Origin of the sequence: Cognatilysobacter segetis (assembly GCF_004359965.1) — a bacterium.
Lineage (GTDB): Bacteria > Pseudomonadota > Gammaproteobacteria > Xanthomonadales > Xanthomonadaceae > Cognatilysobacter > Cognatilysobacter segetis.
This window is the reverse complement of the sequence record NZ_SMRQ01000033.1, coordinates 12,813-37,670: the sequence shown is the minus strand read 5'-3', so window position 1 is coordinate 37,670 and position 24,858 is coordinate 12,813. Positions and strand designations below refer to the sequence as shown.

Genomic DNA, 24,858 nt, shown 5'->3' with positions numbered 1-24,858 from the left:
CGGCACGGCGACCGGCGCGGCTTCCGCGGCGACGGCCCGCGCGACGCGCGCGGCGAAGTCCGCCGGCGCCGCGATCGGCGCCTGCCGACGCAGCGCGTCGCCGATCAGTTGCCAGCGGCCGCATTCGTCCTGCCAGCCGGTGTCGTGCGCCAGGCGACGCGCCGCGAAACGGCGCGCATCGCCCTGCAGCGCGCCGTCGAACAACGCGCTCAGCGTCTCGCGGTCGGTCCCGGGGATGTCATGAGTCGTCATCGCGGCCGCTCCCGTGTGCCTGTCGTCGTGCCTTCGTTGTCGAGAAGAGGCTTGAGCTGCGCATCGATCGCCTCGCGCGCCCGGAAGATCCGCGAACGCACCGTGCCGATCGGGCAACCCATGCGCTCGGCGATCTCGTCGTAGCTGAGGCCTTCGACCTCGCGCAGCGTGATCGCGTCGCGCAGCTCGCCGGGCAGCCGGTTCACGGCGTCCATCACCGTGCGCTCCACTTCCTGCCGAAGCAGCTCGTGCTCCGGCGTATCGGTATCGCGAAGGCGGAACGACGGATCGAACTGCTCGGCGTCCATGACGTCGATGTCGTCGGTCGGCGGCCTTCGGTTCTGTGCGACGAGATGGTTCTTGGCGGTGTTCACGGCGATCCGGTGCAACCAGGTGGAGAACTGGGCATCGCCGCGGAAATTCCCCAGCGCGCGGTACGCGCGCATGAAGACGTCCTGGGCGATGTCCTGGCATTCGCTCCAGTCATGCACGTAGCGCCCGATCAGCCCGATCACGCGATGCTGGTACTTGCGCACCAGCACGTCGAAAGCGGCGCTGTCGCCGCGCTGCACGCGCTCGACCAGCTCCCGGTCCAGCGGCGACTCCCGCGACTGGCCGGTCTCCATTGCAGACCCTTCCTCTACGGCCATGTCGGGCCGGCACTCCTGTACGCGCCCGCTCATCGCCGGGCATTGGGACAACGCCATCGCGGAAAAGTTCACCGTCCGCGGCCACAGGCGCAGGAGGTCGGACGGAGGCGCGGATTGACGCACGTGAAACAACCTACCGATGATAGCCGGATGTTCCATACGTGATCGGATGGTTTGCTGATGCGCGCCCCCTCCCGCTTCGACGGCCTGCCGATGCTGAACTGGCACGCCGAATCCCGCGACGACGGCGTCGTCGTCCTGTCCTTCGACAAGGCCGGGACCGGCGTGAACACGTTCTCGCAGGACGTGCTGATCGAGCTCGACGGCATCCTCGAGCGGCTGCGCCTGGAGCCGCCCAAGGGCCTTGTGATCCGCTCGGCGAAGGCCAGCGGGTTCATCGCCGGTGCGGACATCAAGGAATTCCAGACGTTCGATCGCCGCGGCACGGTGGGCGACGCCATCGCGCGCGGCCAGACCGTCTTCCAGCGCATCGCCGACCTGCCCTTCCGCACCGTCGCCGCGATCCACGGCTTCTGCATGGGCGGCGGCACCGAACTCGCGCTGGCCTGCGGCTACCGCGTGGCCAGCGACGATCCGTCCACGCGCATCGGCCTGCCCGAGGTGAAGCTCGGCATCTTCCCGGGCTGGGGCGGCAGCGTGCGCCTGCCACGCCTCATCGGCGCGCCGGCCGCGTTCGACCTTATGCTCACCGGCCGTACGGTGACCGGCAAGGCGGCCAAGGCGATGGGCCTGGTCGATCGCGTCGTGCCGGTCGGCGAACTCGTCGACGCTGCGGTGAAGCTGGCGCTGCGCGGCGCCGAGCGCCCGTTCCAGCAGCGCGCCCTCGCTTGGGCGAGCAATACCTGGCCGGCGCGACAGGTGCTCGCACCGACGCTCGCCAAGCAGGTCGCACGCAAGGCCCCCAAGGACCACTACCCGGCGCCTTACGCGCTGATCGAGAGCTGGCGTCGCGGCGGCGGATCGACGAAGGCGCTGCTCGCCAACGAACGCCGCGCCGTGGTCAAGCTGTCGTCGACGCCGACCGCGCGCAACCTGATCCGCGTGTTCTTCCTGCAGGAACGCCTGAAGTCGCAGGGCATCAAGGATCACGGCATACAGCGTGTGCACGTCGTCGGCGCGGGCGTGATGGGCGGCGACATCGCGGCGTGGTCGGCCTACAAGGGCTTCGAGGTGACGCTCGCCGACCGCGAGCAGCGTTTCGTCGACGCCGCGCTGCAGCGGGCGTCGGAGCTGTTCGCCAAGCGCGTCAAGGACGAGAGCAAGCGGCCCGCCGTAGCGGCGCGCCTGCGCGGCGACGTCGGGGGCAGCGGTGTCACCGATGCGGACCTCGTGATCGAAGCGATCGTCGAACGTCCCGATGCGAAGCGTGCGCTGTACGGCGATGTCGAGCCGCGCATGAAGACCGACGCACTGCTGACCACCAACACCTCGTCGATTCCGCTCGACGAGCTGCGCGGAGGCCTCGCGCGCCCGGCGCAGTTCGCCGGCCTGCACTACTTCAATCCGGTCGCGCTGATGCCGTTGGTGGAGATCATCCGCCACGACGGCATGGACCCGCTGACCGAGCAGCGCCTGGCCGGCTTCTGCCGCGCGATCGACAAGTTCCCGGTGCCGGTGGCCGGCACGCCGGGCTTCCTCGTCAACCGCGTGCTGTTCCCGTACATGCTCGAAGCCGCGAACGCATATGCCGAAGGCATTCCCGCGCCGCTGATCGACAGGGCCGCCGTGAAATTCGGCATGCCGATGGGGCCGATCGAACTCGTCGATACCGTGGGCCTCGACGTCGCTGCCGGTGTCGGGCACGAACTCGCGCCGTTTCTCGGACTGCCGATCCCGGCCGCGCTTGCCACGCCGCCGGAGCCCGGCCGGCGCGGCAAGAAGGACGGCCAGGGCATCTACAAGTGGGAGAACGGCAAGCCGGTGAAACCCGAGGTGCCGCAGGGCTACAAGGCGCCGGACGATCTGGAGGACCGCCTGATCCTGCCGCTGCTCAACGAGGCCGTGGCCTGCCTGCACGACGGCGTCGTTGCCGATCCCGACCTGCTTGATGCCGGCGTCATCTTCGGCACCGGCTTCGCGCCGTTCCGCGGCGGCCCGATCCAGTACATCCGCGAAACCGGCGTCGACCTGCTGCTGCAGCGGTTGCGCCAGCTCGAGGCGCGCCACGGTGCACGTTTCGCGCCGCGCCCGGGTTGGGACCATCCGGCCCTGCGGGGCTGACCGCGAGGGCGCCTTCGGGCGCCCGATCTCGAGGGACCTGCGCCCAGCGGCGCGTATGCGTGTTCCTCGCCCACGCGAGGTGGCGCAGGGTTACATCGTGTGCGTCGTGCGATCGCTGGAGAGCAGGCCGGCCAGCAGGGTCTCGATCCTGCCCTTCACGGCCTCGCCCTCCGGCGTTTCCGGAAACTGCACGCCGATGCCGGCGGGATGACCGCCCTGCGCACCCACCGGCGTCAACCAGACGACCTTCCCGGCCACCGGCAAGCGCTCGCCCGATTCGGGCAGCGTGACCAGCAGGAAGACCTCGTCGCCCAGCGTGTACCGCTTGGGCGTGGGGACGAAGATCCCGCCGCCCTTCAGGAACGGCATGTACGCCTGGTAGAGCTGGTTCTTGTCCTTCAGGACCAGCGACAGGATGCCCTGCCGCGCACCGCCCGGGGTTGCACTCATCGCTCGCGGATCTCCTGGCCTGCGCGCGTCGCCGCGCACCAGGCCGTCAACAGTTCCATCAGCACGAGGTCCGCGCGGACGGTGGTCCGCAGCAGCTCGCGACTGCGGTTCGCCTTGTCGAACCAGGTGGCCAGACTGCGCGCGGCGCGGGGGTCGGTCAAGCCGCGGGCGCGCTCGACCACGAGATCGGCCGCATGCCGCAGGCGCAGGTCCGCCTGCTCGTCGCCGGCCCACTGCTGGGCGATTTCCTGCGCGGTGGCCTCGCTGCGCGCCAGCTTCTGCAGGTCGGCGGCGACGCGGCGGCGCACGTCGAGCCCACCGCTGCGCAGCCATGCGTCGGCGAGGCCGGGGTGGCCGTGCGCGGCCTGCAGTGCCTCGTCGACGTCGGTCGCCGCATGGCCCTGCGCGAGCAGCCATGCGCGCGCCTCGTCCAGGGGCGGCAGGCGGAACTCGACGCGCTGGCATCGGCTGCGGATCGTCGCCGACAGCCGCGCCGGGTGGGCCGTCACGAGCCACAGGTAGCGGCCCGGCACCGGCTCTTCCAACGTCTTGAGCAACGCGTTCGCGGCCGCGTGGTTGATCGCATCCGCGGGATCCACGATGGCGACCTGCGCGCGCCCGAACTGCGGCGTGAGCGACAGCTGCGTCGACAGCTCGCGCATCTGGTCGATCACGATCTCCGTGCGCAGCTTCGTGCCCTCGCGGTTGGGGATGAAGCTGACGAACCGGTAGTCCGGATGCGTGCCGGCCTCCAGCAGGCGGCAGCTGCGGCAGGCGCCGCAGGCGTCGGTGCCCACGGGCGTCTCGCAAAGCACGCGGCGCGCCAGGCGCATGGCGACATCGCGCTTGCCCAGGTGCGCCGGCCCGCAGAACAGTTGGGCATGGCCGAGGCGCCCCGCGTCGAGCGTCGCGGCGAGCTGCGCATAGATGCGCGACTGCCAGGGCGCGAGTACCGTCATGCGAGCCGCGCGCGATGGCGACGCAGCGCTTCGACCGCGCGCGCCGCGACATCGTCCGGCGGACGCGTCGCATCGATCACGACGAAGCGCGACGGATCCGCCGCCGCCCGCGCCAGGTAGGCCGCCCGGACGCGTTCGAAGAATTCCACGCGCTCGGACTCGATCCGGTCCGGTCCGCCGCGACCGCGCGCGCGTGCGAGCCCGACGTCGACCGGCACGTCGAGCAGCAGCGTCAGGCCCGGCGCGATGCCGACGAATTCGCGCTCGAGCAGATCGATGAGCCGCGGATCGCAGCCGCGTCCGCCGCCCTGATAGGCATGGCTGGCGTCGGTGAAGCGATCGCTCAGCACCCACTCGCCGCGCTCGAGCGCCGGCGCGATCACCTGCGCGACGAGCTGCGCGCGCGACGCGAACATCAGCAGCAGCTCGGTGCGATCGCAGGGCGGCTCGTGCGACGGGTCGAGCAGCAGCTCGCGGATCTGCTCCGCCAACGGCGTTCCGCCCGGCTCGCGCGTGCAGGTGACGCGACCGTCGCGCTCGAGTTCACCGCGCAGCGCGGCCAGCACGGTGGACTTGCCCGCGCCCTCGCCGCCTTCGAGCGTGACCAGCCGCGGCTCGCGACGCAACACCGCCGCCTCGCTCATTGACGCGTCGCCTGCGCCGCGCGGTAGTTGGCCAGGTACTTCTGCACGTTCTGCTGGTGCTCGGCGAGGCTCTTGGCGAAGAGGTGGCGACCGCTGCCGTCCCCCACCGCGACGAAGTAGAGCGCATCGCCCTGCGCGGGGTTCGCGACGGCCTGGAGCGACGCGACGCCCGGCATCGCGATCGGCGTCGGCGGCAGGCCGGCGCGCGTGTACGTGTTGTACGGCGTGTCGGCCTGCAGGTCGGCCTTGCGGATGTTGCCGGCGTAGGCGGTGCCCATGCCGTAGATCACCGTGGGATCGGTCTGCAGCAACATGCCGAGCTTCAGCCGGCGCTCGAACAGGCCCGCGATGGCGGGCCGCTCCTCGGCGATGCCGGTTTCCTTCTCGACGATCGATGCCAGCGTGAGCATCTCGTCCGGCGTCTTCAGCACCGTGTCGGCGCGGCGCGAGCGCCACGCGGCATCGAGCGCCTTCTGCATCGCCTTGTACGCGCGCCCCAGCACGTCGATCTCGCTGTCGCCGCGCGTGAACACGTACGTCTCGGGCAGGAAGCGGCCCTCCGGGTGCTGGCCCGGATGGCCGAGCTTCGCCATGAGCGCCGCGTCGTCCAGCTTGGCCGCGTCGTGCACCAGCGGCTCGGCCTTGGCCAGCGCGGCGCGGACGTCGCGGATGTTCCAGCCTTCGACGATCGTGACCTTGTGCTGCACCACGCGGCCGTCGCGCATGTCGATGAGCAGCTCGCGCGGCGTCATGCCGGGCTCGAGGCGGTATTCACCGACCTGCAGGCGGCCTGCGGCGCCGAGCTGGCGCGCGAGCGCGGTCCATTCCAGCGTGGAGCCCTGCACGCCGGCGGCCTGCAGGCTGCGCAGCACGGTGGGCAGCGAGTGGCCCGGCCGCACGACGACGCTCGCGCCGGGGCGCACGCCGCGCATGGGCGCGTCCGCGAAGGTGTCGTAGCGGAACCAGGCGAACGCCAGCACCGCGACGATCGCGGCGAGCAGCAGCAGGGTGAAACAACCTGTTCGGCGCTTGCGCGGACGGCTCACGGCGTCTCCGGATTCGGGGCGAAGGCGGGATGGTCGGACGCGAGGCGGTGCCGCAGCGCCGCGACCTGCGGATGCGGCGACCACGCGAGGTCGCCGAGCCGCTCGACTTCGAGGATACCGCGCACGGCATTGCAGACGAACAACGCGTCCGCGGCTTCGACGTCCGATGGGGACAGCCGCGCCTCGTCGGCATCGAGGACGGCCATCGCCCAGCCGCGCATGACCCCGTGGACGCCGCAGCGATCGAGCCGGGGGGTGCGCCAGCGGCCCTGCGACAGGATGAACACGTTGCCGGCGATGGCGCTGGCGACGTCGCCGTCGGCGTCGACCATCAGGCCGTCGTCGGCGCCCTCGCCCGCCGGCCATTCCGATCGAGCGAGGACCTGCTCGAGCCGGTTGCAATGCTTCAGGCCGGCGAGCCGGGGCTGGACCGCAAGGCGCGTCGCGCACCAGCGGACGACGATGCGGTCGCGCCGCGAGGGCGCTTCGTGGCGCGACAGCAACCACGTCGCGGGGCCGGCAGACGCCGCGTAGCCGCGCGCACCCTCGCCACGCGTGACGAGCAGCTTGGCGACGCCGTCGGCGCCGTCGAGCGTCGCGGCCAGCGCCTCGCGCACGCGCCCCTCGTCCGGAAGGGCGATGCCGAGCGCATCGGCGCCCCGCGTCAGCCGCGCCCAGTGGCGGTCCCACCACGGCACGTCGCCGCGCCAGACCCGCATCGTCTCGAACAGCCCGTCGCCATAGGCGAGGCCCCGATCGAGCGGCGACAGCGCATCCACCTGGTCGTTTCCGCGGAAGATGCGCGCGTCCATCAGCCGTCGACGCCGAGCGCGCGCAGCATGCCGCGTGCCTTGGCGCGCGTCTCGTCGAGCTCGCGCTGCGGATCGGAGTCCGCGACGATGCCGGCGCCGGTGCGGAAGCGCACGGCCTCGCGTTCGACTTCCGCGCTGCGGATCAGGATGTTCAGGTCCATGTCGCCGTTCGGCGCGAGCCAGCCCATCGCGCCGGTGTAGATGCCCCGGCCGACGCCTTCCAGCTCGGCGATGATCTGCATGCAGCGCACCTTCGGGCAGCCGGTGATCGTGCCGCCGGGGAACACCGCGCGGATCACCTCGCCCGGGGTGACGCCCGCGCGCAGTCGGCCGCGCACGTTGCTCACGATGTGGTGCACGTGCGCGTAGCTCTCGACGCTCATCAGTTCGTCGACCTCCACCGTGCCGGGCCGGCACACGCGTCCCAGGTCGTTGCGTTCGAGGTCGATGAGCATCACGTGCTCCGCGCGTTCCTTCGGATGGCCGACGAGCTCGCGGATGCGGCCGGCGTCGTCGTCACCGGGCACGCGGGGACGCGTACCGGCGATGGGTCGCGTCTGGACGAGGTCGCCCTGCACCGACACCAGCCGCTCAGGCGACGCACTCACCACCGTCCCGCTGTCCGTGGCGAACAGCCCCGCGAACGGCGCCGGATTGTTGCGTCGCAGCTGCGCGAACAGCGCGGCCGGGTCGACGTCCCCATCGAAACGCGCGGTCCATCCGCGCGAGAGGTTGGCCTGGAACACGTCGCCCGCGGCCAGGTAGTCGAGGATCCGGCGGACGCCGTCGGTGAAACGCGCCGGCTCGTCCTCGAGCACGGCCGCGGGCGGCGTCCACGCGGACAGCGCGTGCAGCCGCGCCGCGTCGGCGATGTCGCGCTCGATCCGGTCCGCGGTCGCGGCGTCGATCGCATCCAATGTGGCCTGGCGGGTCTCGCGGTCGTGTTCGAGCGCGCCGCCGACGCGCACGGCGACCGCGACCGGCAGCGAGCCGGGCGCGTCAGGCAGGCGCAACACCGGTTCCACCTGTGCGGCGGCCTCGTAACCGATCAGCAGCGCCCAGCCGCCGGCCACGGAGGATCGATCGCTGCGCGAACGCGCGAACGCCTCGTCCAGCGCCGCGAAGAACTCCGTGCCGACCTTGCATCCGGCCGCGTCGCGCACCTCGCCGTCGCGGCCCAGCACGAGCCGCTCGCCATGAGCCGCGAGCAGCAGGTCTCGGCGGCCGATGCGCGTCCCCGACGCGCTCGATTCGAGCAGCACGGGGTAGCGCGAAGGCGCGAGGCGGTGCAGGTCCAGAAGGTCGCCCGCGCCGGTCAGCGCGCGTCGGACGGGGGTCGGGGACGTCATGCGGGCGGAGGTGGCGACCGGAGCGCGATTATCACCGCTCGACGGGCCTGCGAAGGCGGGCGCAGGCATGCGCCTGAACGCACGAGCCCGCCTCGCGGGCGGGCCCGTCCACGGCGCGGGCGCGGATCAGACGCGGCGGAACACCAGCGTGCCGTTGGTGCCGCCGAAGCCGAAGCCGTTGGACACCACCGCGTCGACCTTCGCCTCGCGCGCCATGTTCGGCACGTAGTCGAGGTCGCAGCCTTCCGACGCGTTGTCCAGGTTGATCGTCGGCGGAATGACGCCCGTGTGCATCGCCATCACCGAGAAAATGGCCTCGACGCCGCCGGCGGCGCCCAGCAGATGGCCGGTCATCGACTTGGTCGAGCTGACCATCGTGCGGTAGGCGTGGTCGCCGAGCGCGCGCTTGATCGCCATCGTCTCGGCGAGATCGCCCAGCGGCGTCGACGTGCCGTGCGCGTTGACGTAGCCGACCTGCTCCGGCGACACGCCGGCGTCGCGCAGCGCCATTTCCATGCAACGGGCGGCGCCTTCGCCGTCCTCGCTCGGGGCCGTCATGTGGAACGCGTCGGACGTGGCACCGAAGCCGGCGAGCTCGCAGTAGATGCGCGCCCCGCGGGCCTTGGCATGTTCGTACTCCTCGAGCACCAGGATGCCGGCGCCGTCGCCCAGCACGAAGCCGTCGCGCTCGGTGTCCCACGGGCGCGAGGCACGCGTCGGATCGTCGTTGCGCGTGCTCATCGCCTTCATCGAGCAGAAGCCGCCGACCGACGTCGGCGACGAGCCACGCTCGCCGCCGCCGGCGATCATGACGTCGGCGTCGCCGTACTGGATCATGCGCATCGCCATGCCGATCGAATGGTTCGACGTGGCGCAGGCCGACACGGCCGAGAAATTGGGGCCCTTCATGCCGGTGAGCAGCGAGACCTGCCCCGGCAGCATGTTGATGATCGTGCTGGGCACGTAGAACGGCGAGATCTTGCGCGGGCCGCCCTCGTGGTACTTGATCGCCGTTTCCTCGATGCCGAGGATGCCCCCGATGCCCGAGCCAATCAGCGCGCCGACGCGCTCGGCGTTGGTATCGTCGATGACGAGGCCCGAATCCTCCAGCGCCATCAGCGATGCGCCGACGCCGTAATGAATGAACGGGTCCATCTTCTTCGCGTCCTTCGGGTTCACCCACTTGGTGACATCGAAGTCGCGCACTTCACCGGCGATCTTGGTGGTGAAGTTGGTAGTGTCGAAGTGCGTGATCGGGCCGATGCCCGAACGCCCGTTGACGATGCCGTCCCACGTCGTCGCCAGGTCGTTGCCCAGCGGGGAGACGATTCCGAGACCGGTGACGACGACGCGACGCTTGGACATGACCTGGACCTCGAACTGCACCGGCCGCGCCGGTGGGCGTTGGCGCGGCGATACGTCGCCGCATGGGATGGCTCAAAAGCACGGGGCCGCAATGCGGCCCCGTCGGTGTTTCGCGGACGTCGGGAGCGCCACGGCCTCCCGACGCCATTGCAGCGGTTACGCCTTGACGTGCGACTTCACGTAGTCGATGGCCTGCTGCACGGTCGTGATCTTCTCGGCCTCTTCGTCCGGGATCTCGCACTCGAACTCTTCTTCGAGCGCCATCACGAGCTCGACCGTATCGAGCGAGTCGGCGCCCAGGTCATCGACGAACGAAGCATTGGTGGTGACGTCTTCTTCCTTCACGCCGAGCTGTTCGACGACGATCTTCTTGACGCGCTCTTCGATGCTGCTCATTGGGTCTCACTCCTCCCGGGACGGGATCTTCGATGGACAAGTCTAAATGAATCGCGGCGGGCCGGAGTATAGCGGCCGGTACCGCGTGAAAAAGTCGTTGGGCCGGGGCCGGCCGTCGCCTCAGGGCATGTACATGCCGCCGTTGACGTGCAGCGTTTCGCCGGTGATGTAGCTCGCGTTCGGGCCGGCCAGGAAGGCCACCGCGCGCGCGATGTCGGCCGGCTCGCCGAGGCGGCCCAGCGCGATCTGGTCGAGCATGCCCGCCTTGGCCTCGTCCGGCAGGCCGCGCGTCATGTCGGTGTCGATGAAGCCCGGCGCCACCACGTTGACCGTGACGCCTCGCGAGCCGATCTCGCGCGCGAGCGACTTGCTGAAGGCGATGATGCCCGCCTTCGCCGCGGCGTAGTTGGACTGCCCCGCGTTGCCGGTCACGCCGATCACCGAGGCGATGTTGACGATGCGGCCCTTGCGCGCCTTCATCATGCCGCGCATCACCGCCTTGCAGGAGCGGTAGACGCTGGTGAGATTGGTGTCGAGGATCGCCTGCCAGTCCTCGTCCTTCATGCGCATCAGCAGGTTGTCGCGCGTGATGCCGGCATTGTTGACGAGGATCGACACCGGGCCGATGTCCTTGGCGATGGCGTCGATCAGCGCTTCGATCGCGCCGGGCTCGGTCACGTTTAGCACGCGCCCCTGGCCGCCCTTCGCGGCCAGGCGTTCGCCGATCGACGCCGCGCCGGATTCGCTGGTCGCGGTGCCGATTACGACGGCTCCCTGCGCGGCGAGTTCGTCCGCGATCGCCGCGCCGATGCCACGCGTGGCGCCGGTGACCAGCGCGATCTCGCCCTTGAGTGCTTCCGTCATTCCGTCTCTCCGTTTCAAGGCCGCGCCCGGCGGCCGACCGGCGCCGGCGCGGCAGCCGCGACGGCGTCGGCGATCAATGTCCTGTCAGCGACGCCACTCGGCGAGCGCTGCGTCGAGGTCGGCGGCAGTGCCGAGCGCGCGCGCGTCCACCGACTTGTCGATGCGCTTGACCAGGCCCGTCAGCACCTTGCCCGGGCCGCATTCGGCGATACGCGTCGCCCCGCGCGCCACCAGCGCCTCCACGCAGCGCGTCCACTGGACCGGCAGGTAGAGCTGGCGCACCAGTGCATCGCGGATCGAGGCGATGTCGTCGCGCACCTCGGCATCCACGTTCTGCACGACCGGAAGCTGCGGCGCGGACCAGGGCAGGCTGTTCATCGCCTCGGCGAGGCGATTGGCGGCCTCGCGCATCAACGGCGTGTGCGAGGGCACGCTGACCGCCAGCTTCACCGCCTTGCGCACGCCCCGCTCGGCCAGCATGGTCAGCGCGCGGTCCACCGCGTCCGCGTGGCCGCCGATGACGATCTGCCCCGGCGAGTTGAAATTGGCGGGCACCACGACCTCGCGACCGCTGCACGCCTCGCAGACTTCCTGCACGAGCGCGTCGTCGGCGCCGAGCACGGCGGCCATCGCACCGGTGCCGGTGGGCGCGGCCGCCTGCATCAGTTGGCCGCGCAGGCGCACGAGGCGCGCGGCGTCGGCCAGCGGAAGCGCGCCCGCGGCGACCAGCGCGCTGTATTCGCCGAGGCTGTGACCGGCGAGCTGCCCGGGCGCCTCGCCGCCGCGCGAGCTCCAGAGCCGCCACACGGCGACACCGGCCGCCAGCAACGCGGGCTGCGTGAACTCGGTGCTGTTGAGATCCGTGTCCGGGCCGTCCTGGCTGATCCGCCACAGGTCGACACCTGCGCCTTCGCTCGCTTCGGCAAAGGTCGCCTGCACGATCGGATCGATCGCCGCGAGGTCGGCCAGCATGCCCAGCGACTGCGAACCCTGGCCGGGGAAAACGAATGCGAGTTGCGTTGCGGTCACGCGGCGAGCCCGATGTGTGGCGCGCCATGATACGGACGAAGCCTCCGGGCTGTCTGTACTCCGGCGTACGCCGCCGATCGGCGCGTACCACGGCCGTTTGCCGCAGAAACGCGAACGCCCGCCGGTGCGAGCGGCGGGCGTCGGGCAGACCAGCGTCGGGCGTTCAGTAGCGGATGAGCGCGCTGCCCCAGGTGAAGCCGCCGCCGAACGCCTCCAGCAACAGCAGCTGGCCGCGCTGCACGCGACCGGAACGTACCGCCTCGTCGAGCGCCAGCGGCACCGAGCCGGACGACGTGTTGCCGTGCCGGTCGACGGTCACGATGACGCGCTCCATCGGCATGTCGAGGCGCTTGGCGGTCGCCTCAATGATGCGCAGGTTGGCCTGGTGCGGGATCAGCCAGTCGATGTCGTGGCGATCGAGGCCGTTCGCCTCGAGCGTTTCCTCGACCACCGAATCCAGCGCCTTCACGGCGTACTTGAAGACGTCGTTGCCGGTCATCATCACGCGCACGCCGGCGTTGTGCTCATCGGGCTTGAAGCCCGCCGACACCCCGACCGGGTTGTACAGCAGTTCCTTCTTGCTCCCGTCCGCATGCAGGTGGGTGCTCAGGATGCCGGTCTCGGAGTCGGCCTTGAGCACCACGGCCCCGGCCCCGTCGCCGAACAGCACGCAGGTCGAGCGGTCCGACCAGTCGAGCATGCGCGTCAGCGTTTCCGCGCCCACCACGAGCGCGGTCTTCGCGGCACCCGAGCGGATGAACTTGTCGGCCACCGTCAGCGCGTACACGAAGCCCGAGCACGCGGCATTGACGTCGAACGCGGGCACGCCGAGCGCGCCGAGCCGGTTCTGCAGCAGGCACGCGGTCGACGGAAAGATGATGTCGGGCGTGGTCGTGCCGAGGATGATCAGGTCCAGGTCCGCCGCGGTGACGCCCGCGGCTTCCATCGCGCGCGTGGCGGCGTGGAAAGCCAGGTCGCAGGTGGTTTCGCCTTCCGCCGCGACGTGCCGCTCGCGGATGCCGGTGCGGCTGGCGATCCATTCGTCACTGGTCTCGACGAACTGGGCGAGATCGCTGTTGGTGAGGACCTTTTCCGGCAGGTAGCTGCCGGTGCCCGCGATGCGCGCGAAAACTTGCTGGGTCATCCCCTGCCTCGCCGATGGCCGCGGTCGCGTGGCGCGCCGCGGACGCCGCCGTATGTACGGCGGCCTGAAAAACGGCGATGCGACCCGGAGGTCGCATCGATCGTGTCGCGGGATCGACCCGCGGTCCGCGCCGGGGACAGGCCGACGGCGCGAATGTCACCGGGCGCTTGCGCGCCGGGTGATCACTCCTCGTCGACGACCTTCGAACGGGTCTCGATGACCTTCTTGCCGCGGTAGTAGCCGTCGGCCGTGACGTGGTGGCGCAGGTGCGTCTCGCCGGTCGTCGGGTCGGTCGCCAGCTGCTTCGGGCTCAGCGCGTCGTGGGCGCGGCGCATGCCACGGCGGGAGGGGGAAACGCGGGACTTCTGGACAGCCATCGGGGTGCTCCGGTGAAACGTGTGGCGGCGTCGGGCATGGCGGCCCTGGCCGAAAGAAGGAAATTATCGCCCAGCCCGGCGGCCGAAGCCACTGGCGGGGTTGCGTGAGCCCGTGGGCTACTCCGGCTTCTTCTTCAGCGCGGCGAGCGCGGCGAATGGATTCGGCTTTTCAGCCTCGACGACCTCGTCGGTTCCCCACTCCTGCTCGACCGCTTCGCTGCCCGGCCGCACCGGGACGACCGGCACGGCGAGGATCAGTTCGTCCTCGACCAGGTCGAGCGTACCGAGCTCACCGCTGGGATCGACCAGCAACGCCTCGTAACCGGGCGGCAGCCCGGCCTCCTCCGTTTCGTCCCGGATCAGGCCCATGCGCTGGTCGATGCGGACCGGCATCATGAAACGCTCGAGCGTGCGCTGGCAGACCAGCGGCAGTTCGGCGTCCGCCTGGACCTCGACATACGCGATGCCGAACTCGTCGCGGTCGAAATCCAGAGAGAAGCGGACGTCCCCTTCAGGCCCGTCGAGCAGGCTCGAAAGCCGGCGCAGCGAGGCCAACGGAACCCGGCCCTCGATCCCACGGCGAGCCGTCACCTGGCGCCACGCGTCCAGGGTCTCGGGGACCGGCGAGCGGGACGATTCCGAGGACATAAGGCGCGAAATGGTAGGGAGCCGGCCCGGACGTGTCAAACCGCGGGCCGTCGCCACCCCGCATTGCCGCGTCGACATGGCGCGCGGCAGACTGCGGGACCGATCCGGAGACCTTCGTGACCGCCGTCGCCCTGCTCCTGGCCGCCCTGGTGGCCGCCGTCGCCTTCGTCCTGTTGCGCCGCCCCCGCCGCATGTCACCCCACCAGCGCGCGGTGCGCGAGGTGCTGGACGCGGCCGACGCGCTGGAGGACCGCCTGCGCATCGCCCGTGCCGAAATCGAGGCGGTGGCGGGCGACCACGGCCCCAATCCGGTCGGCGACGCGATGCGGGAGATGCTGCGCCAGCGGCTGTGGCTCCGCGACCATGGGGACGGCGCCACGCCCGCCCAGCTGGCCGAGGTGCGCGACGCGATCCACGAGGCGCGCGTCCGCATCGACCAGCAGCTCATGCGCATCGAGGAAGCGAGGCTGCCGCGTGACTGACGCGGCGCTGGTACTGGCGTCGACCTCGCGCTACCGCCGCGAACTGCTGTCGCGCCTGGGTGTGCCCTTCGACTGCGCGGCGCCCGGGGTCGACGAAACACCGCTGCGCGATGAGGCGCCCGGCGATCTCGTGGTGCGCCTCGCCCGCGCCAAGGCCGCGGCCGTCGCGCGGGCGCGGCCCGACGACTGCGTGATCGGCTCGGACCAGCTCGCGGCGTTCGACGGGCGCGTGCTCGGCAAACCCGGCGTGCCGGAGCGCGCCTGCGAGCAGCTCGCGGCGATGTCCGGGAAGAGCGTGGAGTTCCTGACGGCGCTCTGCGTGATGCGCGGCGAGTCCGAGATCGGGCTGCACGTGGATCGCACCGTCGTGCGCTTCCGCGCGCTCACCGCGGTCGAGATCGAGCGCTACGTCGCTGCCGAGCGACCGCTCGACTGCGCCGGCAGCTTCAAGTCCGAAGGCCTGGGCATCGCGCTGTTCGATGCGATCGAGACGGAGGATCCGACGGGGCTGGTCGGACTGCCACTGATCGCCACCGCGCGGCTGCTGCGCGCGGCGGGGTTCGACCTGCCCTGAGATTCAGCGGCGGATGTCCACCGGGACTTCCGGCCATGCCTCGACCGCGCCGTCGAGTCCGTGCAGGCGCAGGCCGAGCCAGTGGCGCCCGGGCGAGACGCCGGTGGCGTCGACGGCGCCACGGAAGCCCAGTCGCGGCGCGTTCGGATCGGCGAGCCCCGGCCACGACGCGTCGAGCCCTTCGTAGGGCAGCCCGTACTTCAGCGCCGCGACCACGCGACCGTCGAGCGTGGCTTCGACGCGCGCGAGGCCGACGCCCTGGCGGAACGCCCAGCCGGTGACCTCGAAGCGGGGGCCGACGGTCGCCCCCGCGGCAGGCCGGTCGATCCACGCCAGCGCGGGCGCGGTGCAGGCGCCGTTCGTGGGCCGCTCGATGCGGAACAGCGCGAGCCGCTGGCGCCCATGGTCGACGTTGAGTATCCGCGGCGCGGGCAACGGACCGACGCGCCGGCATAGTTCCAGATAGCGCCGGTGCAGGTGCTTGAATTCGACCTCGCTGACGCCGACCGCGAGAAGCACCGGGCCCTGCTCGACCAGCGCGCGCGGATCCGCGTCCAGGCCCCACAGGTGCAGCTGCGGTGCGCGGCCGTGCTTACGGTTGAGCGGATGGTCGAGTACCGCGATGCGCGGATCGTCGAGCGCGAAGCCGAGCTCGGCGCCGAGCTTGAAGTTGTCGGCGACGACGCGCGTTCCAGCCGGCAGGGTGCGCAACTCGTCGCGGACGGCGTGGGCCGCCTCGTCCCAGCCGGCGAAATTGGCCGGGTACCACTTCTCCGCCGCGGACCGCGCCCGCACGTCCGGCAGCGAAACCGCGACGTAATAGCCGAGCACGACCACGAGCCCGACACCGGCGACAGCGGCGGTGGCGCGGCGCAGCCAGGGCGCAGCCGTCCCCAGCAGACGAGGCAGGAGCGGGATCAGCGCGAGGTAGCCGGGGAGCGGCCAGTGGAAGCTCACGCGCTCGGTGTCGGCGAAGAAGCCCAGCGCGAAGAAGCCGGCGATCACGAGCAGGCCCAGCAGCGCGAACCAGCGTGCGCTCAGCAGCGGGCTGCGGAGCTCCTCGCGCCCCGCGCGCAGCAGGCCGACGAACAGCAGCGGCGTCACCAGCAAGGCCTGGATCGCGATGAACCACAGCCCGCTCGCATGGAACGCCCACGGGTGGCGATCGACGAGCTGGAAGCGCAGGCCGGCATCGGCGTTGTCGTAGTTCCACCACACCAGCGGGGTCCAGGCGGCGGCGCCCAGCGCGATGGCGATCAGCACGCGTGCGTCCTTCAGCACGCGGCGACCCTCCGGCAACGCGAGCAACGCGACAAAACCGACGGCGATCACCGCGATGAACCGGTAGTGGCTGAGCGCACCGAGGGCGAGCCCGAGCGCGAGTTCGAGCGCATGGAGCGCGTCCACGCGGCGCAGCAGGCAGGCGCCGGCGTCCATGCACAGCAGCGTGGCGAGCGCCATCATCGCGTCGGGCACCGCGAGCAGGCCGAGGGTTCCGGCGAGCGGCAGCAGCAGCGCGAACGTGCCGGCGACCCAGGCCTCGGCCTCGCCGAAGGTGCGGCGCGTGATGCGCACGAGCAGCAGCGGCACCAGTGCCGCCACCGCGAGGAACGGCAACCGCAGGGCGAGCAGGTGCTGGCCGCCGATCGCCACGCCCAGCCGCGTCATCCACGCAGTGAGGCCCGGCAGGTCGGAATACGCGGCGGCCAGGTGCTGCCCTTCCTGCCAGTAGAAGGCCTCGTCCACGAACAGCGGCAACCGCGCCGCCACGACGAGCTTCACCAGCAGCACGACAGACCAAAGCGCCCAGAACAGGCGACGCGCATGCGCCGCACCGGGCTCCGACTGCATCCTCATCCGACCTCGCTACACTCGATCGGCGGCATCGATGCCGCCAGGAATCCAGTGCGCGGAGACGACATGGCCTCGGGCACGGCGGCGAGCATGCTATCGCAACCCCTTCGCAACGCCCTTGACCGCGCGCAGACGCAGGTCAACACCCTGCTGCTCGGCAAGTCGCACGAGGTGCGGCTCGCGTTCGTCGCACTGCTCGCGGACGGGCACATCCTCATCGAGGACCTGCCGGGACTGGGCAAGACCACGCTGGCGCATGCGCTCGCCGCCACGGTGGGCCTGCAGTTCCAGCGCGTGCAGTTCACCTCCGACCTGCTGCCGGCGGACATCCTCGGCGTCTCGGTATTCGACGCGGCGCGGCAGGCGTTCGAGTTCCACCCGGGCCCGGTGTTCACGCAGGTGCTGCTGGCCGACGAGATCAATCGCGCGCCGCCGCGCACGCAGAGCGCGCTGCTCGAGGCGATGGCCGAGCACCAGGTCACCATCGACGGCACCACGCATGCCCTGCCCTCGCCGTTCTTCGTGATCGCCACGCAGAACCCGGTCGACCTCTCGGGCACCTATCCGCTGCCGGATTCGCAGCTCGACCGCTTCCTGCTGCGGCTGTCTCTGGGGTACCCGGGCGAAGACGCCGAACGCGAACTGCTGGCGGGCACGGACCGCCGCGTCCTCATTGCCGACGTGATGCCCTGCTTCGCGGACGGCGAATTCGACGCCGTGCGCGCGGCGGTGGCGCAGGTGCACGCGAGCGATGCGCTGATCGCCTACGTGCAGGCGCTGCTGGCGCGCAGCCGCCGGCATCCGGGCGTGCGCGTGGGGCTCTCGCCGCGCGCGGGCCTGGCGCTGCTGCGGGCCTCGCGTGCGCATGCGCTGCTGCTCGGTCGCCTGCACGTGGTGCCGGAAGATGTGCAGGCGCTGTTCTGCCATGTCGCGTCCCATCGCCTCGTGGTCGATGCCGATGCCGGCAGCGACGGCGCGGTCGCCAAGGCGATCCTGCATTCGGTGCCGGTGGACTGATGGCACCGACGCGGGGCCTTCGTCGGCGTCTGCTCGCGCTGGCGCGGCCGCGCCGCCAGGAATCGCTGCCGATCCGCTTCGACCGGCGCCGCATCTACGTCCTGCCCACGCGGTTCGGCCTGTTCTTCGCCACGTTGCTCGCGGTGATGTCGGTCGGCGCGCTCAACTACAACAACAACCCCGCCCTGCTGATGGCGTTCCTGCTCGCGGGCGCCGCGGTGGCGAGCCTGGTATCCGCGCAGCTGCAGCTCAGCGGGGTCGCCATCACCGCGGTCGACGCCGAGCCGGTTCCCGCGGGCCAGCCCCTGCACCTTCGCGTGCACGCGCGCGTCGACGACCGCCGTCCGCGTTCGGGGCTGAAGGTCGATTACGACGACGGCGGGGCCGCGGGGCTCGCGATGCGCGGTGGCGCGGGCGAAGCGGTGCTCGAACTTCCGACCCGCCACCGCGGCTGGATCGACGTGCCGCGGCTGCGCGTGTCGACGACCTGGCCGCTGGGTATCGCGCGCGCCTGGTCCTACGCGTGGCCGGACACGCCGCTGCTCGTGTACCCCGCGCCGGATCCGGTGGCGATGCCGCTACCCGCCGGCTCCGGCGACCCGGCCTCGCGGCGGCTGCAGGCCGCGGGCGACGACGTGCACCACCTGCGCAACTACCGCACCGGCGATTCGCGCCGCGCCATCGCATGGAAGCCGTCGGCGCGACGCGGGGCCTTGCTCGTGCGCGAGTTCGAGCAGCCGGCCGGCACCGACATCGACCTCGACTGGCGCGAGCTGCACGGCGTGGCGCACGAGGCACGGATCGCCCGGCTGGCGCGCTGGGTCGAGGATGCCGAACGCGACGGCCGCCGCTACCGCCTCACGCTGCCGGCGCAGCCGCCGATCGGGCCCGATCGCGGTCCCGCGCATCGGCATGCCTGCCTGCGCGCGCTCGCACTGATGCCCGATGGCTGAGCACGCCGCGCCGCCACTCGACGAGGCGAGTCGCCGCTGGGCGCTGCTCGTCGCGGCCGTCTGCCTCGCGCCGCTGCTGCTGCAGTTGCCCGGGCCGACGTCGCTCGCGATCGCCGCGACCGCACTCGTCATCACCGGACTGTCCTGGCGGCGACCGCTCTCCAACTTGCTGCGCGGCGTGCTCGCGGTCGCGATCGTCGTCGCCGTGAGTGCGCAGTTCCGCTTCGAGTTCGGCCGCGACACGGGCTGTGCGCTGCTGGGGGCGATGCTCGCGCTCAAGCCGTCCGAAACCTCGAGCCTGCGCGATGCGCGCAGCCTGGTCGGATTCGCGCTGTTCGCGCCGTTCTCCACCTTCCTGCTCGACCAGGGGCCGTGGTCGCTGGCGCTCGGCCTGACCGGCGCGATGCTGGCGCTCGGCGTCCTGCAGCGGCTCGCAGCCGTCGAAGGCGGCATGCCGCCCGAGCGCTTCATCCTGCCGTTCCAGCACGCGCTGCGATTGCTGCTGCTCGGCCTTCCGCTGGCCTTCGCCATCTTCTGGCTGTTCCCGCGCATCGCCACGCCGCTGTGGGGCGTGCCGGGGCGCGCGCAGGCCAAGGTCGGACTCTCCGACACCATGTCGCCCGGCGACTGGGTCGACCTGCTGGCCGACGACAGCGTCGCCGCACGCGCCCGCTTCATCGGCCCGACGCCGCCGAAGTCCGCCATGTACTGGCGCGGCCCCGTGTTATGGGAGTTCGACGGTCGCACCTGGCGCCGCGGCCGCGGCGGCGAGCCCCGTCCGCCGTCGTTCGTGCCCTCGACGCGGCGCTGGACCTACACGCTCGACGTGGAGCCGACCGATCGCACCCAGCTGGTCGCGCTCGACCTGCCGCTGTCGGTGCCCGACGGCGCGCGCGCAACGTCCGACTACAGCCTGCGAACGACGCGCCCCATGGCCGCGCTCACGCGTTGGACAATGACCTCGGCGCAGCCGCAATCGTTCGACGCGGTGCTCGACGCGTCGCAGCGCCTCCGTGGGCTCGCGCTGCCGTCCGGGCACGATCCGCGCACGGTCGCGCTCGGCCGCGAGCTGCGCGCGAGGCTGCGCGACGACCGCAGGATCGTCGACTACGCGCTCGACTGGATCCATCGCGACTTCGCCTATTCGATCTCGGCGCCCGTGCTGGGCCGCGACGCGATGGACGACTTCCTGTTCCGCACGCGCACCGGCTACTGCGAGCATTTCGCCGGCGCGTTCACGCTGCTCATGCGCGCCGCCGGCATCCCGACGCGCGTGGTCACGGGTTACGTCGGCGGGACATGGAACCGCCTCGGCGGCTACTGGATGATCCGCCGCATGGACGCGCACGCCTGGACGGAGGTCTGGCTGCAGGGCCGCGGCTGGGTGCGCGTGGATCCGACGGCGGCGGTGGCGCCCGAGAACGTCTACGACACCCTCGACGTCCCGATGGCCGAGGGCGGCCTGTTCGAGACGCTGCAGGCTCCCGGCGGATTGGGCCAGGTCGGCGACTGGCTGCGGACGAACTGGAACGACATGGTGCTGGGCTTCGACGCCGACCGGCAGTCGCGGCTCTTCTCGCCGCTGGGCCTTCGCCGCATGGACCCCACGCACCTCGCACTGCTGTTCGGCGCCGTCTCGTCGCTGGCGCTGGGCCTGATGGTCTGGCTCGGCCTGCGCGGTCCGCGCGACCGCGACCCCGTTCTGCGCGCGTGGCACCGCCTCGATCGGCGCTACGCCCGCCGCGGGCTGGGGCGTGCCCCGCATGAACCGGCGACGACGTGGGCTGAACGGATCTCGAAAGCGCGCGGCCCGGACGCGGTCGAACTGCGCGATCTCGCCGCCCGCTTCACGGCGGCGCGTTACGCTGCCGGTGTCGCGGACGGAGCGTCCGCACGTCGGCTGGTGCGCGATCTCGGTCGCCACCGGCCGTCCTGAATCCCGCGCTGGACGCGCTCCCGTCCGGAGGCCGTATGAATTCGAAGACCCTGCTCGTCGTCGCACTCGCCGCCTCGCTGGCCGCGTGCGCGACCGCACCGCAGCCCCTGCAGGGGCAGTTCACCCCGATCACCCCGCGCGAGGCCGTGGAGCGCGACAGCACCGGCGCCGTCGTGCGCTGGGGTGGCCGCATCGTCGAAGTCGAGCCGCAGCCGAACCGCACCTGCTTCCAGATGATCTCGACGCGGCTGGACGTATCGGGCCGCCCGTACTGGGCCAGCGACGACGTGGGCGGACGCTTCATCGCCTGCCGCACGGGCTTCTACGACCCGGCGGTGTTCGAGAAGAACCGCGAGGTCACCTTCACCGGCCGCGTCGAGGGTTACGACACGCGTCGCATCGGGCAGTACGACTACCGCCTGCCGCGTCTCGCGGCCGACGTCGTCTACCTGTGGCCGGTGCGCCAGCGCGTGGACGTGATCGAGCGTCCGGCGCCGTGGCCGTGGTGGGGCTGGTGGTGATCGGCGCCTGAGCGCTCGATGCACGAAGCCCGCCGATCGGCGGGCTTCTGCATTCTGCGTGCCCAAAAAAGCGGTCAGTGCGCGTGGCGTGCCCCGAAGCCGCCGAGCGGCGCACCCGCGAGCAGATGCAGGTGGACCTGGAACACCGTCTGCCCCGCATCACGCCCGCAGTTCATGACGACGCGATAGCCGTCCTCCGCGAAGCCTTCCGAACGCGCGTACTCGGCCGCGGCGATCATCAGGCGCCCCAGCAGCGCGGCGTGATCCGGCGTGGCGGCGTCGAGCGACGCGATCGGCGTCTTCGGCACGAAGAGCACGTGCACGGGTGCCGAGGGCGCGATGTCGCGGAAGGCGATCAGCTCATCGTTCTCGAACACGATGTCCGCCGGGATCTCGCGACGGATGATCTTGCCGAAAAGGGTCGTGTCCTGTTCGCTCATGCGGTCCTCATTCGCGGATTTCCGATCGCGTGCCGAAGGCGTGCGACAGCGTGCCGCGGTCGACGTATTCCAGCTCGCCGCCCAGCGGCACGCCGTAGGCGAGGCGACTGGGCGTGACGCCCTGCTGCCGGGCGAGCTGCGCGACGTAATGCGCGGTGGCCTCGCCTTCGACGGTCGGGTTGGTGGCGATGATGAGCTCGCGCACTTCGCCCTCGGCCAGCCGTTGGCTGAGGCGGTCGAGGCCGAGTTCGCGCGGGCCGATGCCATCGAGCGGCGACAGCCGGCCCTGCAGCACGTAGTACAGCCCGCGATAGCCGGTTGCCTGCTCGATCGCGAGGCGATCGGCCGGCGTCTCGACCACGCACAGCTGGTCGGCGTCGCGCGACGCGCTCGCGCAGACGTCGCAGACCGGGTTCTCGCTGAAGTCGCGGCAGCGCTCGCAATGGCCGATGCGGTCCACGGCGGCCGCCAGCACCTCCGCCAGATGCTGCCCGCCCGCGCGCTCGCGCTCGAGCACGTGGTAGGCCATGCGCTGCGCCGACTTGCTGCCCACGCCCGGCAGCACGCGGAATGCCTCGATCAGTTGCTCGAGCAGCGTGCTCATGCGCGCTGCCGCCGTGCTGTCGCCCGCGAGCGCGGCGTCCGGTGCATCGACGTGGCGTGCACGTGGCTCAGAACATCCCCGGCAGCTTCATGCCGGGCGGGATCGGCATCCCGGCGGTCGCGGCCGACATGCGCGCCTGCGATTCGGCATTGACCTTGTTCACCGCGTCATTGAAGGCCGCCGCGATGAGGTCTTCCGCCATCTCGGGATCGGTGATGACGCTCGGATCGATGCGCACCTTGCGGCACTCCATGCGGCCGGTGATCGTCACGCTCACCATGCCGGCACCGGCGTTGCCGGTGACCTCGATCTTGGCGAGGTCTTCCTGCGCCTTCTGCAGGTTTTCCTGCATCTTCTGCGCCTGCTGCATCAGCTGGCCGATGTTTCCACGCATCTGGATCACTCCTGGCAGTTCGAAAGGGGGTACGCGTCAGCCTTCGAGCGGACGCACGGATTCGGGAACGATGCGGCCGCCCTGCGCGACGAGACGCCGCACGTCCGGGTGCTGTTCGAAATCGCGCTCCGCAGCGCCCTGCTTCGCGCTGCGCGCGCGGTCGAGGTGCACGCGTACGGAATCGACGGGCCTGGCGGGCGTTTCGAAGCGAACGTTCGGCGCGGCGCCGAAGCGCGGGGCCAGCGCGTCGGCGAGCATCTTCACCATCGCCGGGCCCTTCAGGTGCTCGTCGTCGGGCTCGATGGACAGGCGCACCACGCCGTCGGCGCAGCCGATGAAGCCGACGTGCTCCGCAAGCAGTCGCGCCGGACCGCGCAATTCGCAATTGGCGACCCAGTCGCGCCAGCGATCGGCATCCGACAGCCCGCCGTCGGTTGCCGCTGCGGTGGCAGGCGTCGGCGCCGCGGGGGCCTCCGCCGGCGCGGCCGTCGATGGCGCGGTCGCGGTCGACGGCGCCTCGGGCATCGGCGGTTCGACGGGCTTCATCGCGGCTGTCGCGCTGATTGAAGGGCGTGATACGGCGGCGTCCGTTCCCGCGCCTGCCGATGCGCCGGCGGCCGGATTGCGTTCGCCCGGCTTCGCGGCGGCAGGGCGCTCGCCCCCCTCGCCGGCGAGCGTCGCGCGGGCGGCCGCCGCGGCATCGCGGCCGCGCGGCGTGTCCGTCGTTGCGGTGCGTCCGCCCTGCGGCGCCGGCGACACGCTGCCGCCCGCCGGCCGGAACGCCAGCATCCGCAGCATCACCATCTCGAACCCGGCACGCGGGCCCGGCGCGAGCGGCAGGTCGCGACGGCCGTTGAGCGCCATCTGGTACCAGAGCTGCACGAGTTCGGGGGCCAACGCATCGGCGAGCGCATCGATCGCCACGCCGTCGGCCTCGATCGCCGCATCCGGCACGAGCTGGCGGAGCTGCACGTGGTGCAGCGCCTCGGCGATCGCCTCGAGTACGTCGTCCCAATCGGGCGAGAACTCGCCGAGCCGCTCGACCTCCGCCATGAGCGCGGCACCGTCGCCGCCGGCCACCGCATCGAGCAGCGCGCCCACGCGGCCGCGGTCGACCGTGCCCAGCATCGTCGCCACGCCCTCGTCGGTCAGCTGCGAGCCGGTGTACGCGATCGCCTGGTCGAGCAGCGACAGGCCGTCGCGGAGCGAGCCGTCGGCGGCGCGCGCGAGCTGGCGGATCGCGCCGTCCTCGACCGGGATCTGCTCGGCCTCGAGGATCTTGCGCATCTGGCCGCGGATCTGCTCCTCGTCCAGGCGTTTGAGGTTGAACTGCAGGCAGCGCGACAGCACCGTCACCGGCAGCTTCTGCGGGTCGGTGGTCGCGAGCAGGAACTTCACGTGGCCCGGCGGCTCCTCGAGCGTTTTCAGCAGCGCGTTGAAGGCCGACTTCGACAGCATGTGCACTTCGTCGATCAGGTAGACCTTCACCCGGCCGCGCGAGGGCATGTACTGCGCGTTGTCGATGACCTCGCGCACGTCGTCGACGCCGGTGTTGCTGGCGGCGTCGATCTCCAGCAGGTCGATGAAGCGGCCGGCGTCGATGTCGCGGCAGGAATTGCACTCGCCGCAGGGGTCGGCCGAGGTGCCGCGCTCGCAGTTGAGGCTCTTGGCGAAGATCCGCGCGATGGTCGTCTTGCCGACGCCGCGGGTACCGGTGAACAGGAAGGCGTGGTGGACGCGGCCGCTGTCGAGCGCGGTGGTGAGCGCGCGCACGACGTGTTCCTGCCCGACCAGTTCGGCGAAGCGCTTCGGGCGCCATTTGCGGGCGAGGACGAGGTAGGACATTCGAATCCGGCG

27 protein-coding genes are annotated in these 24,858 nt (G+C 71.3%); 7 read left to right on the top strand and 20 right to left on the bottom strand.

The annotated features are described in order from the left end of the window. The coding region (locus tag E4F61_RS08915) for a sigma-E factor negative regulatory protein (protein ID WP_162301458.1) at positions 1 to 252 on the bottom strand (252 nt) is incomplete at its 3' end. Continuing rightward, entirely contained in the window at positions 249 to 878 is a 630-nt protein-coding gene (gene rpoE, locus E4F61_RS08910; RefSeq protein WP_133479319.1) for an RNA polymerase sigma factor RpoE, read from the bottom strand. The genes rpoE and E4F61_RS08915, both read right to left, overlap by 4 nt. Positions 879 to 1,082: 204 nt before the next feature. Between rpoE and E4F61_RS08905 the strand changes: the two genes are divergently transcribed. Further along, positions 1,083 to 3,143, top strand: coding sequence for a 3-hydroxyacyl-CoA dehydrogenase NAD-binding domain-containing protein (locus E4F61_RS08905; protein ID WP_133479315.1), 2,061 nt, complete (start codon positions 1,083 to 1,085; stop codon positions 3,141 to 3,143). Between the two features lie 90 nt (positions 3,144 to 3,233). Here E4F61_RS08905 and E4F61_RS08900 read toward each other — a convergent pair whose 3' ends face one another. From E4F61_RS08900 to E4F61_RS08840, 13 genes are all read right to left on the bottom strand, one after another. After that, complete coding sequence (locus E4F61_RS08900) at positions 3,234 to 3,593, bottom strand: PilZ domain-containing protein (RefSeq protein WP_133479314.1); 360 nt, start codon at positions 3,591 to 3,593, stop codon at positions 3,234 to 3,236. Next, positions 3,590 to 4,552 (bottom strand): DNA polymerase III subunit delta', encoded by a 963-nt coding sequence (locus E4F61_RS08895; RefSeq protein WP_133479313.1) that lies wholly within the window; start codon positions 4,550 to 4,552, stop codon positions 3,590 to 3,592. Before E4F61_RS08895 ends, E4F61_RS08900 begins: the two co-directional genes overlap by 4 nt. Then, on the bottom strand, positions 4,549 to 5,196 hold the full coding sequence (gene tmk, locus E4F61_RS08890) for a dTMP kinase (protein ID WP_133479312.1): 648 nt from the start codon (positions 5,194 to 5,196) through the stop codon (positions 4,549 to 4,551). The genes E4F61_RS08895 and tmk overlap by 4 nt, the downstream gene beginning before the upstream one ends. Beyond that, the gene (mltG, locus tag E4F61_RS08885; RefSeq protein ID WP_238382865.1) at positions 5,193 to 6,242 is read right to left on the bottom strand and encodes an endolytic transglycosylase MltG; all 1,050 of its coding nucleotides are present in this window, start codon (positions 6,240 to 6,242) and stop codon (positions 5,193 to 5,195) included. The genes tmk and mltG overlap by 4 nt, the downstream gene beginning before the upstream one ends. Further along, positions 6,239 to 7,054: an aminodeoxychorismate lyase gene (gene pabC, locus E4F61_RS08880; RefSeq protein WP_133479311.1), complete on the bottom strand. Its 816-nt coding sequence runs from the start codon at positions 7,052 to 7,054 to the stop codon at positions 6,239 to 6,241. The genes mltG and pabC overlap by 4 nt, the downstream gene beginning before the upstream one ends. Then, entirely contained in the window at positions 7,054 to 8,403 is a 1,350-nt protein-coding gene (locus tag E4F61_RS08875; RefSeq protein ID WP_133479310.1) for an aminodeoxychorismate synthase component I, read from the bottom strand. The genes pabC and E4F61_RS08875 overlap by 1 nt, the downstream gene beginning before the upstream one ends. A 126-nt stretch (positions 8,404 to 8,529) precedes the next feature. Next, entirely contained in the window at positions 8,530 to 9,768 is a 1,239-nt protein-coding gene (fabF, locus tag E4F61_RS08870; RefSeq protein ID WP_133479309.1) for a beta-ketoacyl-ACP synthase II, read from the bottom strand. A gap of 156 nt (positions 9,769 to 9,924) precedes the next feature. Then, positions 9,925 to 10,164: an acyl carrier protein gene (gene acpP, locus E4F61_RS08865; protein WP_133479308.1), complete on the bottom strand. Its 240-nt coding sequence runs from the start codon at positions 10,162 to 10,164 to the stop codon at positions 9,925 to 9,927. A gap of 120 nt (positions 10,165 to 10,284) precedes the next feature. After that, positions 10,285 to 11,028: a 3-oxoacyl-ACP reductase FabG gene (gene fabG, locus E4F61_RS08860; RefSeq protein ID WP_133479307.1), complete on the bottom strand. Its 744-nt coding sequence runs from the start codon at positions 11,026 to 11,028 to the stop codon at positions 10,285 to 10,287. Positions 11,029 to 11,112: 84 nt separating this feature from the next. Continuing rightward, on the bottom strand, positions 11,113 to 12,057 hold the full coding sequence (gene fabD, locus E4F61_RS08855) for an ACP S-malonyltransferase (protein ID WP_133479306.1): 945 nt from the start codon (positions 12,055 to 12,057) through the stop codon (positions 11,113 to 11,115). Positions 12,058 to 12,220: 163 nt separating this feature from the next. Continuing rightward, a complete protein-coding gene (locus E4F61_RS08850) occupies positions 12,221 to 13,201 on the bottom strand; it encodes a beta-ketoacyl-ACP synthase III (protein WP_133479305.1) in 981 nt (326 codons plus the stop codon). A gap of 182 nt (positions 13,202 to 13,383) precedes the next feature. Beyond that, positions 13,384 to 13,578, bottom strand: coding sequence for a 50S ribosomal protein L32 (gene rpmF, locus E4F61_RS08845; RefSeq protein ID WP_133479304.1), 195 nt, complete (start codon positions 13,576 to 13,578; stop codon positions 13,384 to 13,386). 117 nt (positions 13,579 to 13,695) lie between these two features. Beyond that, positions 13,696 to 14,226, bottom strand: coding sequence for a YceD family protein (locus E4F61_RS08840; RefSeq protein WP_133479303.1), 531 nt, complete (start codon positions 14,224 to 14,226; stop codon positions 13,696 to 13,698). A gap of 116 nt (positions 14,227 to 14,342) precedes the next feature. On the opposite strand from E4F61_RS08840, the gene E4F61_RS08835 reads away from it, so the two are divergent. Continuing rightward, positions 14,343 to 14,708 carry a hypothetical protein gene (locus tag E4F61_RS08835; protein WP_133479302.1) on the top strand — a complete coding sequence of 122 codons (366 nt, stop codon included), beginning with the start codon at positions 14,343 to 14,345 and terminating at the stop codon, positions 14,706 to 14,708. After that, positions 14,701 to 15,282, top strand: a complete 582-nt coding sequence (locus E4F61_RS08830) for a Maf family protein (RefSeq protein ID WP_238382864.1) — start codon at positions 14,701 to 14,703, stop codon at positions 15,280 to 15,282. Before E4F61_RS08835 ends, E4F61_RS08830 begins: the two co-directional genes overlap by 8 nt. 3 nt (positions 15,283 to 15,285) lie before the next feature. On the opposite strand, the gene E4F61_RS08825 is transcribed toward E4F61_RS08830, so the two are convergent. After that, positions 15,286 to 17,139: an ArnT family glycosyltransferase gene (locus E4F61_RS08825; protein ID WP_238382863.1), complete on the bottom strand. Its 1,854-nt coding sequence runs from the start codon at positions 17,137 to 17,139 to the stop codon at positions 15,286 to 15,288. Between the two features lie 63 nt (positions 17,140 to 17,202). On the opposite strand from E4F61_RS08825, the gene E4F61_RS08820 reads away from it, so the two are divergent. From E4F61_RS08820 to E4F61_RS08805, 4 genes are read left to right on the top strand one after another with little or no spacing between them, the layout of a single operon-like run. Beyond that, entirely contained in the window at positions 17,203 to 18,153 is a 951-nt protein-coding gene (locus E4F61_RS08820; RefSeq protein WP_338016005.1) for an AAA family ATPase, read from the top strand. Continuing rightward, complete coding sequence (locus E4F61_RS08815; protein WP_202908972.1) at positions 18,150 to 19,106, top strand: DUF58 domain-containing protein; 957 nt, start codon at positions 18,150 to 18,152, stop codon at positions 19,104 to 19,106. The genes E4F61_RS08820 and E4F61_RS08815 overlap by 4 nt, the downstream gene beginning before the upstream one ends. Continuing rightward, a complete protein-coding gene (locus E4F61_RS08810; protein ID WP_133479298.1) occupies positions 19,099 to 21,042 on the top strand; it encodes a transglutaminase TgpA family protein in 1,944 nt (647 codons plus the stop codon). The genes E4F61_RS08815 and E4F61_RS08810 overlap by 8 nt, the downstream gene beginning before the upstream one ends. Before the next feature lie 35 nt (positions 21,043 to 21,077). Next, positions 21,078 to 21,563 carry a Slp family lipoprotein gene (locus E4F61_RS08805; RefSeq protein WP_133479297.1) on the top strand — a complete coding sequence of 162 codons (486 nt, stop codon included), beginning with the start codon at positions 21,078 to 21,080 and terminating at the stop codon, positions 21,561 to 21,563. Positions 21,564 to 21,637: 74 nt separating this feature from the next. On the opposite strand, the gene E4F61_RS08800 is transcribed toward E4F61_RS08805, so the two are convergent. The 4 genes from E4F61_RS08800 to dnaX form a co-directional block, all read right to left on the bottom strand. Beyond that, positions 21,638 to 22,003, bottom strand: coding sequence for a histidine triad nucleotide-binding protein (locus E4F61_RS08800; RefSeq protein ID WP_133479296.1), 366 nt, complete (start codon positions 22,001 to 22,003; stop codon positions 21,638 to 21,640). 7 nt (positions 22,004 to 22,010) lie between these two features. Further along, positions 22,011 to 22,607 carry a recombination mediator RecR gene (recR, locus tag E4F61_RS08795; RefSeq protein WP_133479295.1) on the bottom strand — a complete coding sequence of 199 codons (597 nt, stop codon included), beginning with the start codon at positions 22,605 to 22,607 and terminating at the stop codon, positions 22,011 to 22,013. A 67-nt stretch (positions 22,608 to 22,674) separates the two neighbouring features. Next, positions 22,675 to 23,001, bottom strand: coding sequence for a YbaB/EbfC family nucleoid-associated protein (locus E4F61_RS08790; RefSeq protein WP_133479294.1), 327 nt, complete (start codon positions 22,999 to 23,001; stop codon positions 22,675 to 22,677). Positions 23,002 to 23,037: 36 nt separating this feature from the next. Then, positions 23,038 to 24,846 carry a DNA polymerase III subunit gamma/tau gene (gene dnaX / locus E4F61_RS08785; RefSeq protein ID WP_133479293.1) on the bottom strand — a complete coding sequence of 603 codons (1,809 nt, stop codon included), beginning with the start codon at positions 24,844 to 24,846 and terminating at the stop codon, positions 23,038 to 23,040. Positions 24,847 to 24,858 lie beyond the last annotated feature (12 nt).

What these genes read in the sequence shown, in the direction of transcription:
- rpoE (WP_133479319.1), bottom strand. Translation starts at nt 878, where the DNA reads ATGGAGACCGGCCAGTCGCGGGAGTCGCCGCTGGACCGGGAGCTGGTC.
- E4F61_RS08905 (WP_133479315.1), top strand. Translation starts at nt 1,083, where the DNA reads ATGCGCGCCCCCTCCCGCTTCGACGGCCTGCCGATGCTGAACTGGCAC.
- E4F61_RS08900 (WP_133479314.1), bottom strand. Translation starts at nt 3,593, where the DNA reads ATGAGTGCAACCCCGGGCGGTGCGCGGCAGGGCATCCTGTCGCTGGTC.
- E4F61_RS08895 (WP_133479313.1), bottom strand. Translation starts at nt 4,552, where the DNA reads ATGACGGTACTCGCGCCCTGGCAGTCGCGCATCTATGCGCAGCTCGCC.
- tmk (WP_133479312.1), bottom strand. Translation starts at nt 5,196, where the DNA reads ATGAGCGAGGCGGCGGTGTTGCGTCGCGAGCCGCGGCTGGTCACGCTC.
- pabC (WP_133479311.1), bottom strand. Translation starts at nt 7,054, where the DNA reads ATGGACGCGCGCATCTTCCGCGGAAACGACCAGGTGGATGCGCTGTCG.
- E4F61_RS08875 (WP_133479310.1), bottom strand. Translation starts at nt 8,403, where the DNA reads ATGACGTCCCCGACCCCCGTCCGACGCGCGCTGACCGGCGCGGGCGAC.
- fabF (WP_133479309.1), bottom strand. Translation starts at nt 9,768, where the DNA reads ATGTCCAAGCGTCGCGTCGTCGTCACCGGTCTCGGAATCGTCTCCCCG.
- acpP (WP_133479308.1), bottom strand. Translation starts at nt 10,164, where the DNA reads ATGAGCAGCATCGAAGAGCGCGTCAAGAAGATCGTCGTCGAACAGCTC.
- fabG (WP_133479307.1), bottom strand. Translation starts at nt 11,028, where the DNA reads ATGACGGAAGCACTCAAGGGCGAGATCGCGCTGGTCACCGGCGCCACG.
- E4F61_RS08850 (WP_133479305.1), bottom strand. Translation starts at nt 13,201, where the DNA reads ATGACCCAGCAAGTTTTCGCGCGCATCGCGGGCACCGGCAGCTACCTG.
- rpmF (WP_133479304.1), bottom strand. Translation starts at nt 13,578, where the DNA reads ATGGCTGTCCAGAAGTCCCGCGTTTCCCCCTCCCGCCGTGGCATGCGC.
- E4F61_RS08840 (WP_133479303.1), bottom strand. Translation starts at nt 14,226, where the DNA reads ATGTCCTCGGAATCGTCCCGCTCGCCGGTCCCCGAGACCCTGGACGCG.
- E4F61_RS08825 (WP_238382863.1), bottom strand. Translation starts at nt 17,139, where the DNA reads ATGAGGATGCAGTCGGAGCCCGGTGCGGCGCATGCGCGTCGCCTGTTC.
- E4F61_RS08820 (WP_338016005.1), top strand. Translation starts at nt 17,203, where the DNA reads ATGGCCTCGGGCACGGCGGCGAGCATGCTATCGCAACCCCTTCGCAAC.
- E4F61_RS08810 (WP_133479298.1), top strand. Translation starts at nt 19,099, where the DNA reads ATGGCTGAGCACGCCGCGCCGCCACTCGACGAGGCGAGTCGCCGCTGG.
- E4F61_RS08805 (WP_133479297.1), top strand. Translation starts at nt 21,078, where the DNA reads ATGAATTCGAAGACCCTGCTCGTCGTCGCACTCGCCGCCTCGCTGGCC.
- E4F61_RS08800 (WP_133479296.1), bottom strand. Translation starts at nt 22,003, where the DNA reads ATGAGCGAACAGGACACGACCCTTTTCGGCAAGATCATCCGTCGCGAG.
- recR (WP_133479295.1), bottom strand. Translation starts at nt 22,607, where the DNA reads ATGAGCACGCTGCTCGAGCAACTGATCGAGGCATTCCGCGTGCTGCCG.
- E4F61_RS08790 (WP_133479294.1), bottom strand. Translation starts at nt 23,001, where the DNA reads ATGCGTGGAAACATCGGCCAGCTGATGCAGCAGGCGCAGAAGATGCAG.
- dnaX (WP_133479293.1), bottom strand. Translation starts at nt 24,846, where the DNA reads ATGTCCTACCTCGTCCTCGCCCGCAAATGGCGCCCGAAGCGCTTCGCC.